The following is a 13,229-nucleotide window of genomic DNA, read 5'->3' as shown; positions in this document are numbered from 1 at the left end:
TTCTTGTCGATGCCGCGCTGCGGGCGGTCGTGCCCGCGGCCTACCCGGGAGAGAACCGGATCGGACTTCCGGCCGCGAGCACTAGCTTTGCCGCTTGCACCGCATTAGATTGGTCTTGAGATGCACATCGGGTCCCGTTACCATGCGCCTTTCGGTTCTCAAGGGCAGGCGCCGATCGACAGCGAGACCGCGCGCCGCTTGCTTTCGGAGGCGCTGCGGCACGGCGGCGACTATGCCGACCTGTTTTTCGAGTACGCGGCTTCCGGCAGCTACGTGCTCGACGAAGGGATCCTCAAAGCAGCGGGGCGGGCCGTCGGTATGGGCGTTGGTGTGCGTGTGATGCGGGGCGACGCTACCGGGTATGCGTACACGCAGGAGCTGACCTTCGAGGCGATGCAAAAGGCGGCTCGCACCGCCGGCCAGATCGCCACCGCAGGTGGCGGCGTGGCTCCCGTGGAACTCGAGACGCGCGGCCTTCCGAGCCGGTACGAAGTCTCTGAGCTGTCGCTGGAGGTTGCCGGGCAAGCCAAGCGAGACCTGCTTCTGAGGGCCGACAAGGCCGCCCGCGCGAGCGACTCGCGCGTGATTCGCGTCGAAGCCTCGCTCAACGAGGAGGTGCGCGAGATCTTGATCGCGACGAGCGATGGCAAGTTGGTATCGGACAGGCAGCCGCTGGTTCGTTTCGGGGTGCGCGTGATCCTGGAGGCCGGGGGCAAGCGTCAGAGCGGTTCCTCCGGTGGCGGGGGTCGTTTGGGTCTCGAGTACTTCGACGAGGTTTCGCCGGAGTGGCACGCGGGTGAGGCCGCGCGCCAGGCCAGTGCCATGTTCGATGCCAGGAAGTCGCCGGCCGGCGAGATGACCGTGGTGCTCGCGCCAGGCGACAGTGGCATCCTGCTCCACGAAGCCGTTGGTCACGGCCTCGAAGCCGACTTCAACCGCAAGCAGACCAGCAACTACAGCGGCCGGATCGGTGAACGGGTAGCGGCTCCGCTGTGCACCGTGATCGACGATGCCACGCTGCTCAAGTCGCGAGGATCCATCAACGTCGACGACGAGGGCAACGAGCCCGAGCGCATCGTGCTGATCGAGGGCGGCGTGCTGGCCGGCTACATGCACGACCGCCACTCCGCGGACTACTTCAAGACGGCGCTGACCGGCAACGGCAGACGCGAGAGCTTTCGCTCGCATCCAATGCCCCGCATGACCAACACGCTCCTGCTGGGCGGCGAGCACGATCCCGACGAGATCACCGGCAGCGTTGAGCGCGGCGTATACGCCTGCAAATTTGGAGGCGGTCAAGTCGACATATCGAACGGAGACTTCGTGTTTTCCCTGACCGAGGGCTACCTGATCGAGCACGGCAAGCTCACCGCACCTCTCAAAGGCGTGAATCTCATTGGCAACGGTCCGGAAGTCATGGGCAAGGTGAGCATGTTGGGATCCGATATGAAGGTGTCGGACGGCATTTGGACCTGCGGCAAGGAAGGTCAATCAGTGCCCGTCGGCGTGGGCTGTCCCACGGTCAAGCTATCCTCGGTGACGGTCGGCGGAACCGAGCTGGACGGAGCATGAGCGTAACCGCGCCAAAACTGGACGAGCTTCTGACGCAGGCGGAGCAGGTCGTGGAGCGGGCACGCGGCCGCGGGGCCGACGTTGCCGAGGCGTTTGTGAGGCAGGGGGCCCATCTGACGGCCAAGGTTCGGCTCGGCCAGGCGGAGCTGGTGGAGGAAGCATCCTTTCGTGCGATCGGCCTGCGCGTGATGCGCGGCCAGCAGGTCGCCGTGACGAGCACGAGCGATCTGACGCCGCACGGGATCAAGCGCTTCGTCGAAGATGCGGTGGAGCTCGCGCAGCTGTCGCAGCCGGATCCGTTTGCCGGTCCGCCGGACCCGGCCCAGCTGTCACGCGCCGAGCAACATGCCGATGTGGACGCTTTCGACGGATCGGTGGACGATCTCGACGCGAAGCGGGCGCTCGAGCTGGCAACCGCAAGCGAAAAGGCGGCCCTGGCGACCGACCCGCGTCTGAGCAACAGCGACGGCGCCTCGGTAACCCGGATCAGCAGCGCTTCCGCACTGGTGACCAGCGGCGGATTTCGGGGCGCCAGCCGCGGTACCTATGCCTCGCTCGTAGTCAGTCCGGTTGCTCAGGACGAGGACGGCAAGAAGCGCAGTGGCCACTACTGGAGCGCTCGCCGCCACCTGGCCGATCTCGAGGATCCCGAGGAGGTGGGCGTCGAGGCGGGCCGCCGCACGATCGCGAAGCTCGGCGCCCGCAAGATCGCTACTCAAGAAGTCCCCGTGATCTTCGACCCCGAGACCGGCCGCTCCATCATCGGCCTGCTGGCCGGATGCGTCCAAGGCGGCGCGATCTGGCGCCGCGCAAGCTACCTGGTCGAGCGGCTCGGGACCCGCGTCGCCAGCGAGCTCGTCCGCATTGTCGACGATCCCCTGATCGCTCGAGGACCCGGCTCGCGTGCTTTTGACGGCGAGGGGTTGCTTTCGCGGCGCAACGTCGTTGTCGATCAGGGCGAGCTCAAGACGTTCCTGCTCGACAGCTACGGCGCGCGCAAGCTCGAGGCAACGAGCACGGCGAGCGCTGCACGGGGAAGCGCCGGCGGTGTAGGGGTGGCCACCAGCAACTTTGTGCTGCAGCCTGGTGTGCCGAGCCCCGAACAGCTTCAGGAGCGGTCGGAGCGGGCCCTTTTGGTAACGGAGCTCATGGGCTTTGGTTTCCATGCGGTCACAGGAGACTTCAGCCGCGGTGCCGGTGGATTCTGGATCGAAAACGGCGAGCGCGCTTTCCCGGTCTCCGAGGTCACCATCTCGCTGAACCTGGACGAGCTGCTGCAGCGGATCGACGCCATCGCGAACGATCTAGACCTACGGACCTCGACGGCGTGCCCGACGTTCAGGGTTAGTTCCATGACCGTCGCCGGTAAGTAAGGCGTCTGATCAAGACCGCATCGCCGCTTCGATTTCGGTCCATCCCGTCCAGCGGTGTTGCGCCGCCTTCGAATACAGGAGCATTCGCGCGGCAGCGCGCCTTGCCGGCCGGGCGCCTCAAAACCCACCTGGCAAAACTCGTGTGTTTCGATGAGGATTGGGCGCCGCTGGCAAGGCGCGACGACGAGGAGTAGACCCTGAAAGGCCCAAACGTTGTGGCCCGGTTTGGTTGCGCCCACGTGAGGCGCCGGTGCCGCAGCTACTTCTCGTCGCTCGCAGGCTCCTTGGCGAACTTGCTCGCCTCGGCCAGCATGCGCTCGGCGAGGTACTCGGAGACGACGTAGATGACCGGGTTGCCCTCCCGTTTGACATAGCGGTTGTTCTGATCGGAGCCGGTCTTGCCGCCGACCCGGAGGCGTATCTCGTACGGCGGTGGAGGCTCTTTGGTTTCCGCCTTGGCCTGGCCCTCCTTCGCGACCTCGGAGGTCTTGTCCTGCTCGCCGGCCTTGGCTGCCGTTTGCGCCGGCTTCGGTCTTTCGGTCTTGGCTGGCTTGGGCTGCACCTTCAGCGTGACGGCGACAGTGCCTGCCGGACCGACACCGGCTTTTTCTTCGCTGACCTCGGTGGCGTCGGCGAAATCGGTGGCTTGCAGGTGGCTAAGGGAGGAAACGAGGGATTGAACCTTGCTGGCGTCGAAGCGCTTGATGGGTTTTTCGCCCGCAGCCTGGGCCCAGGCGCTGCCCTCCTTGACGAAACGGAAGCGCCGCCTGCCGTTGACGAGGCTCAGCGCCGTGACCTCGTCCGTGCCGACTTCCACGATGGATCGATTGCGCCAGTCCTTGATCTCCTTGTCGAAGACCCATCGGATCGAGCCGCGGATCGAAGCCACGGGCACCGCGCCCTGTTTGCGCACCATGGTGTTGCCCGAGCGGTACGCGCCCACCAGCAGCTCGGCAAGCGGCTTGCCCCCCTGCTTGGGAACGACTCGAATCGCCTTGTCGTCCGTGACCTCGAGCACGCTGTGGTTCATTTCCTTGGTTGCGGCAACCCCCGTGACCTCGAGCTCCGCCAGCTTGTTGAGCGCCGTATCCACGGCGTTCTTGTCTGCCTCCGCAGCGACCGGCTTGATGACGCGCCAGGCATCGTTTTTCTTGGCAAGCACGACCGCGTCCTTGCCGGGCCGCGCGACTTCGAGCTCGTCGATATCGTCCTTCTCGATGCTCGGGATGGCCGCCTCTACGTGAGGCTCATCGTATTGCTCGCTCTCGTCCCGATTCAACTTCCAGACGGTCAAAGCGAGCAGTGCCACCAGAACACCGGTGGCGATCAACAGGCGGTTCTTCTTCATAGTCAGAGCTCGATGTGTCGGTTCCTGCGCATGCGCCAGCGAAACACCCCCAACAGGGCAATGATCCCTGGCAAGGCGAGCGTGTTGGACCAGCGGTAGAGCCTGCGCTTGGTGTCCCAAGCGCTGATGGCTGTCTTGCGCTCTTCGAAGGCCTCCTCGGCCTTCTTCTGGTCCTGTTGCTCGACGGCTGCCAGGATCGACTCCTCGGCGGCGCGCACCGAGTTGGGAACCTCGAGGGTAGGCTCCTCCACGTCCTTGGCGCGAATCGCGATCAGGTCGGAGTCCTGCGACAGCCAGTCGATCGAGTTCAGAGCAAACGCCACCGAGCTGCTGATCTGCTGGCGGCGATCGCGCGCTGGTCGAGGCAGAAAGTCGTCCTGCACGAAGAAGCCCGAACCCACCACGATCACGCGCACGTCTTGCCCGGCCCGATCCGGCCCTGCGGGTGGTGCGTCCTTGGCTTTGGGCGTGCTCACGGGGGCCGCCGCGAACGCCGATGGAAGCTTGCCCTCGATCGCGACCGCCACGATGTGGGGGCCTGGCTTGCCCGTCATGCGCCACTCCTGGGGACGCTTGGAACGCAGCGGGATGGAATCGCCTTCGAGCAACCACGAGTTCTCGGTCGAGCGCGCGAGCACCGTGCGCTTGACCGACTCGTCATTGGCGAGCGCATCGGTGAGCGTGATCCGCGAGGGATAAGGCAGCGGCACCTGATCCAGGCGAAACAGGCTGGGGTGCTTGCGCTGCTCGTCGTCGAAGGTAACGATCGGCACGGGCGGGTAAGGCACGGCCACTGGAATACCGATGCCCCCAAAGCTGGTATCGAGACGCGCGCGCCCGCACTGGGCGTCGGCCACGAAGCTGTCGTCCAGCTTGACACCCCACTTTTCCAGCAGTTGGTTGAGCCCCGTGTCGGCCCGGCTGCCCATGGGTACCGGCTGCATGTCCACCTTCATGGAGCCGCCGAGAATCGCCAGCCCCCCTCCCTTCATCACGTAGGCGTCGAGCCGCTTGAGCTCGGCTTCGCTGAAGGCGGTCTTGGGCTGCACTACCAGAAGCGCCCGCAGCTCGGGATCGACGTCCTTGTCCAGCTTGACGTCGGTCAGATCGTAGGTGGGCAAAAAGGTCCGCAAAGAGCTTAGACCCTTGGCGACGCTCGCGGCCTCGTGGTCGCCGAGGACGCCGATCTTGATCTTGTCGCCGGTAAGCTCCTTGATGATCTGGGTGATCTGGTACTCGAGACCGGTCGTGCCGGTGATCGCCGAAATGGCCTTGTTTTGGCCGAGGTAGTGGAACGACACACCGCGATAGCCTTCCTTGACGCTGAATGTGTCGCCCTGATAGCTGGGATCCTGCACCCGCGGTACGCCATCCCGTTCGGCTGCTTGCCGCTCTTCGTCCGTTTCCGGATGAAGCTGGCGCACCCGTACCTTGCCACCCGAGGCGGCTTCGTACTCGGCCAGCAGGTCGCGTACATAGCGCTCGGTGGCGTTGTGCGGCGGCGGCAGGTCCTTGCTGAAATAGGCGCGTACTTCGAGGCGGTCCTCGAGCTCGGACACGACCCGTTTGGAGCCGTCGGACAACGAGAACAGGCGCTTTTGCGTGAGATCCATGCGCCCGAAGAAGTAGACTCCCAGGATGTTGAGCAGAACGGCAATGCCGGCCAGCACGGCCAAAAAGCCCAGTGACTCGGTTGCAGCACGCTTCCTTTCGTATTTCTGAGTTGCCATCGCCTACCTCCAGCGCCGGCTTTCAAGAGCGCGGAATGCCAAACCCAAGCTCAGGGCGGTTACCGACAAGAAATAGATCACATTGCGCGTATCGATGACGCCGCGCAGCATGCTCCGGAAGTGGTAATCGAACGAGACCCACTCGATCACCGATGCGAGGCTGGTCGGCAGGAAGGGCAAGAACCGGTCGACAACCCAAAGAAAGAACACGATGGAAGCGGCGGCGAAAAAGCCGATCAACTGGTTGTCGGTCCAGCTCGACGCCAGCACGCCGATGGCGAGCATGGCTGCACCCTGCAGCAGCAGCCCGAAGTAGCCCGACCAAACCGGCCCCCAGTCCAGATTGCCGAGCGTGGCCACGCTGAGCGGATAACACAGGGTGACCGCCATCAGGGCCACGAACAACCCCAGCGCGCCAAGGAACTTGCCGACGATCACCTCGGTGTCGCGCACCGGCATGGTCAGCAGCAACTCGATCGTACCGGTGCGCTTCTCCTCCGCGATCAGCCCCATGGTGAGGGCGGGAGCCGTCGGCAGCAGCAGGATCGACATCAGCTCGAACATGCTGCGCACCGAGGCGCGGTTCACCAGAAAGAAAGGCTCCCAGAAGAACAGCCCCATCAGGAACAGAAACAGGCACGCCACGATGTAGGCGGCCGGGCTGTTGAAGTAGCCGACGAATTCTCGCCTGCCGATGATGAGCGCACGTTGCATGGCTAGGCTCCCGCTCCCTGGCTCGGCTTGGACGTGCCCCGGGGCTCGTCGCCGAGGGTCAGCTCCCGGAAGATCTGCTCGAGGTTCTGGCCCTCGCGACGCAGCTCGACGAGCGTGTAGTTGGCGTCCACCGCCGTCCGGAACAGCAGCGGGCGCAGGTCATCGTCGCCGCGCGGCACCACCTCGAAACGCAGCTCGCCGTTGGCCGGAGCCGCCTCGCGCACGCGGTCGACCGCGCTGATTCCAGCGAACTTGCTGCGAATCGCATCCGGCCCGTCCGCCTTGCTGTCACGCAGCACGGACACGAGGTAGCGCGCCTTGCCGGCCCTGTCGCGCAGCTTGTCCGGGGTGTCGTCGGCCACGAGCTTGCCGCGCGCGATGATGAGCACACGGCCGCAGGTTGCCTGCACTTCGGCTAGATTGTGGGTCGACAGGATGATGGTGCGCTCGCGGCCGAGCTCCTTGATGAGATCGCGAATCTCGAGCGCCTGGTTCGGATCCAGCCCGCTCATGGGCTCGTCCAGGATCAGAATCTGAGGCTCGTGGATGAGCGCCTGTGCCAGCCCCACGCGCTGCCGATAGCCCTTCGACAGCACCCCTATGGGCTTCGAGTAGACATCACCCAGACTGGTCTCCTCGACCACGCGGCGCAGGCGGCCTTGCAGCTCGCTTCGGGCCACCCCGCGCAGCTCCGCCACGAAGGCGAGGTACTCCAGCACGATCATGTCCAGGTACAGCGGTGTCGTTTCCGGCAAGTACCCCAGCGCGTCGCGCACACCCAGCGGATCGTCGAACAGATCGCAGCCGTTGACCTTGGCCGTGCCCGACGTCGGAGCGGTGTAGCAAGTCAGGATCTTCATGGTCGTGGTCTTGCCCGCACCGTTGGGTCCGAGCAGACCGAGCACCTCCCCTCTGCGAACCTGCATGCTCAAGTCGGAAAGTGCGCGCACCGAGCCGTACTGTTTGGTCAGCTCGTGCGCCTCGATCATCACATCTGTCATCGCAGGGCCTCATCCCTCGGGCCTCGAGGGCAAAACCGTCCAGAATCCGCTCAGGGAATTCGAGACAGCAGGGCAACTCCCTCGCCCGGCCGACAAATCCCTCGGTCGGTCAGGCCGGCGGCGCGGATGGTAACTCCGCATCCGGGTGAGTCAAGTTGGCCAGTGGCGGTCCGTATAACCGTCTTATCGTCAAGTTATTCCCAACTTGTTTGAATTCCCTGCAGGCGGCTTGGGCCTGCCGAGCCCGATGGATTGACGCGCGCCTCCCGAGGCCATGGGCGATCCGGGCCCATGCGCCACATGTATGTTCAGGTGGTAAGCCTCGGCACCGGACGCTCGTCCGCAACCGCGCAATACTACAGCGAAAACGCAACTCGGCGTTGCTAGGGGCCAGAACCCTTGCCGAAGCGTTCCACAGTTTCCATAATGGGGGGACGCTGGCCAAAGCGATCGCAGCCCGCTTGCGCGGTGGAGGGCGCGGGCATGCTGAAGCTTTGAGTCGCGCGACCTTGTGGCCCCGGGGCATCTTCGATGTTTAGTCCACGAATTCAAGCGGTTACCCTAGCAGCAGCCGCGCTGGCCACGGCCTGTACCGGCGGACCCGAGCTCGAAGGAGACAGCAGCGGGCACCTGGCGGGCCGCATCGCTATGCTCACGCTCGAGCGCTGTTTCGAGATCGCGGCCAACCCGCGGCCCACCTGTTCGGAGTCCGTACAAGCCGCGTTCGCCGACTACCAGGGCATGGACGCCGATTCCGTGGCGCACCTGCTGGGCGCGGAGCTGCCCGGGTCGGCGCAGGGCTGCTCCGTGGTGAGCGAACGGGTCGCCGCCATCCCGCGCACGCAGCCCGGCATCGACCTGCTCGACCTCGGGCACTTGCAGCTACAGCGCGGTCCGCTTAGCGACGAGCTGTGGCCCCGCACGTTTCCCGAGGTTGGAGGGGTCGCCGCCGGGGTGTTCTACGCCGGCGACCTGACGCCGGTCTCCGAGCCCTCCTACTACGCCTTCGTCGCAGACGGCAGCGCGGACGCGGCGGGCTTTCGGGTCTCGGTGCAGGCGCCTGCGGATGTCGCCGCGCTGACGCTCGACGGCCAGCCGGCACGCATGGTGCAGCAGGCGTCTCGCGACCAAAGCCTGCAGCTCCGCTGGCAGCGTGGGGCTCCGCGAGACGTCGTCGAGGTCGAGCTGCGAGCAGCGGCCGGCAGGCTCGTGTGCACGCAGCGCGATGCCGGCCACCTGGAGCTGCCTTCGGCCATGCTGCAGGCGCTGCCCCCGGCCTCGACCGCCCGCCTCACGATCCGCCGCCTGCGCATACAGTCCTTTGACGCCCCAGGCTTCGACCTGGCCTACGTGAAGCTCGCCTCCGCGCTGACTACCGAGCTCGTGCTCCAGTAAGGCCAGTACCACAAATCATGCAGCTAGCCCCGGGGCCGGCGACTCGCGCGGCAGCCGCTATAGCGCTAGGCTCTGTCCCAAGACGTCGGGTCAACATAACATTGCCAGGTCGGCGTTGAGGCGCCCGGCCAGCAAGGCGCGCTGTCGCGCGAATGCTCCCTGTATTCGAAGGCGGCGCAACACCGCTGGACGGGATGGATCGAAATCGAAGTGGCGATGTTACTTTGACCCGGCGCCCAAGAACAGGGACCAGGATTCCGGGTGAGCGACGCCGTGGCCGTGCCGTGCTCGAACCAAGCAATACCGGACGATTTCGGGCGGGAGAGGACGCGTGCTGATGGCTGTGAGCCCGCCCGCAAGCCGACGCATGGCCAACGATGACAAGCTAGCTCCGCGCTCGAGCCGCGCACAACTCCACGCCTTCTTGGCGGAAGCCACCCGTACGCCCGTGCGGCTGTCCGAGGGTCGTGGCCGGCTGCTTTTCGCCTTGGATGCCACGGCCAGCCGCGAGCCCACCTGGAGTCAGGCCTGCGCTCTGCAGGCCGAAATGTTCAAGGAGACCACTGCGCTCGGGGGCCTCGAGGTCAAGCTGTGTTACTACCGGGGTCTCGGGGACTTCGGTTCGAGCCCATGGCTCGAGCAGTCCGAGCAGCTGCTCGGCCACATGGCGGAGGTGCACTGCGTCGGGGGGTTGACCCAGATCGGGCGCGTGTTGCGCCACGCCCTGGCCCTGTCGCAAGGCGCGCGAATCAACGCGCTCGTCTTCGTGGGCGACTGCGTCGAGGAATGCACGGACACGTTGAGCCAGCTTGCCGGAAAGCTCGGTTTGTTCGGTATCCCCGCGTTCGTGTTTCAGGAGGGCCACGATCCGCGAGCCGAACAAGTGTTCCGGCACATCGCAGCCTTGACTCGCGGAGCCTACGGCCGCTTCGATGCCGGCAGCGCCCGGCAGCTGCGCGACCTGCTGAGGGCGGTCGCCGTGTACGCGGCCGGCGGCAGGACAGCCCTCGATCGCCACGCACGGCTCAAACGGGGAGCGGCCCTGGATCTCATGCGGCAGTTGCCAGGCAGTTCGTAGGACGTGGCCAAGCTGACGCTGCTAGCGCTCGCGCTCGTGGGCATCTTCTTCGGGGCACGCTGGCTGTTGCGGCGGGGGCTGGGTGCGTCGCGCTTCTTGCGGGTTGTGGCCATAGCCACGGCAGTCGGCCTGCTGCTTTACCTCGCGCTCTCAGGGCGCCTTCACTGGCTGTTCGCCGCTGCCGGTTCGCTGCTGCTGTTTGCGCGCCGGCTGATCGGGCTTGCGGGGCTGCTGCCGTTGTTGCAGCAGCTACGCGGCCGGTCGGCGGGCGCAGCACCCGGCCGGGGGGCTGGCTCGGACTCCAGAGCGTCGAGTGTGCGCACGCGCTTTGTTCGCATGTCGCTCGACCACGACAGCGGCGTGATGACCGGCGAGGTCCTGGAAGGACCGTTGAAGGGCCGCCGCATCGAAACCCTGAGCTACGAGGATCTGCTGCAGCTTCTGTACAGCTGCCGGCAGCAGGACCCGGACTCCGCCTTGCTGGTAGAGTCCTATCTCGATCGCGTGCACGGTGCGCGCTGGCGCAAGGACGATGCGGCGCAAGGCGAGCGGGACGCTGCCAACGGCAGCGCGCGATCCGGCAAGATGACACGCGCGGAGGCCTGCGAGGTCCTCGGTGTTTCCGAGGATGCGACCGAAGAGCAGATCAGCGCGGCACACCGCGAGCTGCTGCGCAAGGTGCATCCCGATGTCGGTGGCTCCACCTACCTGGCTTCGAAGATCAACCAGGCGCGCGACCTGCTGCTGGGACGGTAGGCTAGCTAGATCCATGTCGACTCCACCGGATTTCGAACCGGCTCGGGCGCTGGATTTGCTGCGAACGAGCTACGGCCTTGACTTCGATGCACGACTGACCCAGCTGCCCAGCGAACGCGACCAGAACTTTCGCATGACCACGCCGAGCGGCGACGCTTTCGTGCTTCGAGCAGATTGTGTCGGAACATCCTGACCTTGCGGCGAGGTCTCTCGAGTCGCCAGAGCGCCAGCGCGATCGCGAAGACCAAGTGGGCGTGGTGGTCCAGGTTGTTCGCGCCAGGGGCACGCGCGGCGCGCAAGCTGGCCCGCGAGCGAAGCCGCTATCCCGGCGGCGGATACCTCCACGCCGTCCAGTCGGTCGCGATGCTGCAGGCACAGCTAGGCGCTTTGACGAACTGCCTGCAGAGGGTGGATGCCGCCAAGGATCCGGACCTCGACCTTGTGCTCCACCTGGTCGCCAGCCACCACGGGGAGTGTCGCCCCTTTGCACCGGTCCTCATCGACGAGAGCCCTGTCGAGGTGTCGCTCGACGGCCACGAAAGCGAGCGGTTCGGTCAGATCGACTTCGCCGCGACGACCTCGAACAATGGGCTGCATTCGGCAATTTTGGACCCTCATCGGTGACGAACTGATGAGAGCACGTTCGATGGACAGGCCGATGACTCTGGGCATGTTCGCTCCCAGGCCGTTCTTGGTCCTGAGCGACGATAGGCAACCGATAGACGCCAGCGCAGGAGGCACTTGCGCGGTCGCCGCCCCGCGAGGTCAGAAGGGGGACTCCATGACCGCTTGGCTCCAGGAGAGATCGTCGAGCTCAATCGCGGGAAGATCGGCGTGGTCGCCAAGTCCATGGACGAGCCGAATGCGGGCTGCCCGTACTGCGAGAGGCAAATATCTCAAGCTAGCGCGGCGAACGCCGGCGGCGCGGCGGCGGCGCCGATCGCAGTAAAGTCCCAGGCGCCAACAATTCAGTCCTTTCACCTCGGCACAGCCGTTGCATTCCGAGCGGGTGTGACGCAGCCACGTCAGTACCTGCCTGGCTCCACGTACATGTTGACGCGCCGGGTGGTCGGGCGACACTATCTGCTGCGGCCCGACGAGCTCGTCAGCCAGATCTACTTGTATTGCCTGGCCACCATGAGCGAAAAGCACGGGATCGCCGTACACGGTTTCACCCTGATGAGCTCCCACGCCCACTTAACCGTGACCGATACACGGGGTGAGATGGGTGCTTTTTTGCGTGACTTCCACCGTCTCGTGGCCAATGCCATGAAGCTGGTGCGTGACTGGGATGGCATCCTGTGGGACGGCAGCGAGCCCTCGGTCGTGCGGCTTGAAACGCCCCATGCATTCGTCCAACAGGCGGCTTACTTGATCGCCAATCCGGTCAGTGGAGGCGCCGTGCCGCGCTCCAAGCAGTGGCCAGGGCTCATCGTGCATGCCGACGAGCTCGGCCGAAAGTGCTGGACCGTGAAGCGGCCCGACCTGTACTTCGACGCCGAGAGCTGGCCCAAGACCGCCACGCTCAAGCTCAAGATGCCCGAGGATCTCGGCATGACCGACGCCCAGGTGCGCGAGGCGGTGGCCGAAGAGGCCGAGCGGCTGGAGCAGGAAGCTCGCGACGCCATGCGAGCCAAAGGCCGAAGCTTCATGGGCGTCGAAAAGGTCCTCTCTGTCTCGCCACAAAAACGTGCCACCACCCCCGAGCCGCACGCAAAGCGCAATCCCACCTTCGCCGTCGGCCGCCATCAACCCGAAGCCTATCGCGCCGCCGTGGAAGCGCTGCGTGCCTTCCGCACGGCCTACCGCGACGCCCTGCATCAATGGCGACAGGGCCTCCGCTCCGTGCAGTTCCCGGCGGGCACCTATCTAATGCGGTGGCTGCATCACGTCGACGTCGCCCCAGCGCCCGGATAGCGCAGCGCTTCAAGGCTTCGAGCACCCATGCGGCACGGATGGCAGCATCCGGCCGCATCGGTCCGTCCGTTCCGGACCCTACGGTGCACAGCACCGCTGTCAGTCAGCGAACGTGTGGCGTTGCCTCGAGCGTCTCCCCCGCCCTGTTGTCAGGCGCGAAGGCTCATGGCACGCTCGCAGAACCTCGTCGGCGTCACCGGAACCCAATCCTCGCGTGGTCAACGCCGGTCAGTGCGCGCTCGCGCTTGCGCGCTCGCGCTTGGTTGCCGGCTGACGTGCGGGGTAGGCAGCGCATAGCCTCTCGATGTCGTAGCTCGTGAGGTCGGGGCGCTCGGCGCTCGCCAG

At 65.6% G+C, this 13,229-nt stretch carries 12 protein-coding genes; 8 read left to right on the top strand and 4 right to left on the bottom strand.

The genetic code is table 11. The features are described from left to right. The first annotated feature begins 120 nt into the window (after positions 1-120). Complete coding sequence (locus MJD61_06600) at positions 121-1,572, top strand: metallopeptidase TldD-related protein (GenBank protein MCG8554945.1); 1,452 nt, start codon at positions 121-123, stop codon at positions 1,570-1,572. Continuing rightward, positions 1,569-2,945, top strand: coding sequence for a metallopeptidase TldD-related protein (locus tag MJD61_06595; protein MCG8554944.1), 1,377 nt, complete (start codon positions 1,569-1,571; stop codon positions 2,943-2,945). Before MJD61_06600 ends, MJD61_06595 begins: the two co-directional genes overlap by 4 nt. A 259-nt stretch (positions 2,946-3,204) precedes the next feature. On the opposite strand, the gene MJD61_06590 is transcribed toward MJD61_06595, so the two are convergent. From MJD61_06590 to MJD61_06575, 4 genes are read right to left on the bottom strand one after another with little or no spacing between them, the layout of a single operon-like run. Further along, a complete protein-coding gene (locus MJD61_06590; GenBank protein ID MCG8554943.1) occupies positions 3,205-4,293 on the bottom strand; it encodes a DUF4340 domain-containing protein in 1,089 nt (362 codons plus the stop codon). Between the two features lie 2 nt (positions 4,294-4,295). Then, complete coding sequence (locus tag MJD61_06585; protein MCG8554942.1) at positions 4,296-6,023, bottom strand: GldG family protein; 1,728 nt, start codon at positions 6,021-6,023, stop codon at positions 4,296-4,298. A gap of 3 nt (positions 6,024-6,026) precedes the next feature. Then, a complete protein-coding gene (locus MJD61_06580) occupies positions 6,027-6,737 on the bottom strand; it encodes an ABC transporter permease subunit (GenBank protein MCG8554941.1) in 711 nt (236 codons plus the stop codon). 2 nt (positions 6,738-6,739) lie between these two features. After that, positions 6,740-7,738 (bottom strand): ABC transporter ATP-binding protein, encoded by a 999-nt coding sequence (locus MJD61_06575; GenBank protein ID MCG8554940.1) that lies wholly within the window; start codon positions 7,736-7,738, stop codon positions 6,740-6,742. A gap of 531 nt (positions 7,739-8,269) precedes the next feature. Between MJD61_06575 and MJD61_06570 the strand changes: the two genes are divergently transcribed. From MJD61_06570 to MJD61_06545, 6 genes are all read left to right on the top strand, one after another. Continuing rightward, positions 8,270-9,133, top strand: coding sequence for a hypothetical protein (locus MJD61_06570; protein ID MCG8554939.1), 864 nt, complete (start codon positions 8,270-8,272; stop codon positions 9,131-9,133). A 337-nt stretch (positions 9,134-9,470) separates the two neighbouring features. Continuing rightward, positions 9,471-10,211 (top strand): VWA domain-containing protein, encoded by a 741-nt coding sequence (locus tag MJD61_06565; GenBank protein MCG8554938.1) that lies wholly within the window; start codon positions 9,471-9,473, stop codon positions 10,209-10,211. A 3-nt stretch (positions 10,212-10,214) separates the two neighbouring features. Next, the gene (locus tag MJD61_06560; protein ID MCG8554937.1) at positions 10,215-10,967 is read left to right on the top strand and encodes a DnaJ domain-containing protein; all 753 of its coding nucleotides are present in this window, start codon (positions 10,215-10,217) and stop codon (positions 10,965-10,967) included. Between the two features lie 13 nt (positions 10,968-10,980). After that, positions 10,981-11,160: a hypothetical protein gene (locus MJD61_06555; protein ID MCG8554936.1), complete on the top strand. Its 180-nt coding sequence runs from the start codon at positions 10,981-10,983 to the stop codon at positions 11,158-11,160. 2 nt (positions 11,161-11,162) lie between these two features. After that, positions 11,163-11,591 carry a hypothetical protein gene (locus tag MJD61_06550; GenBank protein ID MCG8554935.1) on the top strand — a complete coding sequence of 143 codons (429 nt, stop codon included), beginning with the start codon at positions 11,163-11,165 and terminating at the stop codon, positions 11,589-11,591. Between the two features lie 387 nt (positions 11,592-11,978). Beyond that, entirely contained in the window at positions 11,979-12,884 is a 906-nt protein-coding gene (locus MJD61_06545; protein MCG8554934.1) for a transposase, read from the top strand. Positions 12,885-13,229 lie beyond the last annotated feature (345 nt).

This window comes from Pseudomonadota bacterium (assembly GCA_022361155.1).
Classification (GTDB): Bacteria; Myxococcota_A; Polyangia; order Polyangiales; family JAKSBK01; genus JAKSBK01.
The sequence above is the reverse complement of the archived record's forward strand: the minus strand, read 5'-3'. Positions and strand labels throughout refer to the sequence as shown.

What these genes read in the sequence shown, in the direction of transcription:
- MJD61_06600 (MCG8554945.1), top strand. Translation starts at nt 121, where the DNA reads ATGCACATCGGGTCCCGTTACCATGCGCCTTTCGGTTCTCAAGGGCAG.
- MJD61_06595 (MCG8554944.1), top strand. Translation starts at nt 1,569, where the DNA reads ATGAGCGTAACCGCGCCAAAACTGGACGAGCTTCTGACGCAGGCGGAG.
- MJD61_06590 (MCG8554943.1), bottom strand. Translation starts at nt 4,293, where the DNA reads ATGAAGAAGAACCGCCTGTTGATCGCCACCGGTGTTCTGGTGGCACTG.
- MJD61_06585 (MCG8554942.1), bottom strand. Translation starts at nt 6,023, where the DNA reads ATGGCAACTCAGAAATACGAAAGGAAGCGTGCTGCAACCGAGTCACTG.
- MJD61_06580 (MCG8554941.1), bottom strand. Translation starts at nt 6,737, where the DNA reads ATGCAACGTGCGCTCATCATCGGCAGGCGAGAATTCGTCGGCTACTTC.
- MJD61_06575 (MCG8554940.1), bottom strand. Translation starts at nt 7,738, where the DNA reads ATGACAGATGTGATGATCGAGGCGCACGAGCTGACCAAACAGTACGGC.
- MJD61_06570 (MCG8554939.1), top strand. Translation starts at nt 8,270, where the DNA reads ATGTTTAGTCCACGAATTCAAGCGGTTACCCTAGCAGCAGCCGCGCTG.
- MJD61_06565 (MCG8554938.1), top strand. Translation starts at nt 9,471, where the DNA reads ATGGCTGTGAGCCCGCCCGCAAGCCGACGCATGGCCAACGATGACAAG.
- MJD61_06555 (MCG8554936.1), top strand. Translation starts at nt 10,981, where the DNA reads ATGTCGACTCCACCGGATTTCGAACCGGCTCGGGCGCTGGATTTGCTG.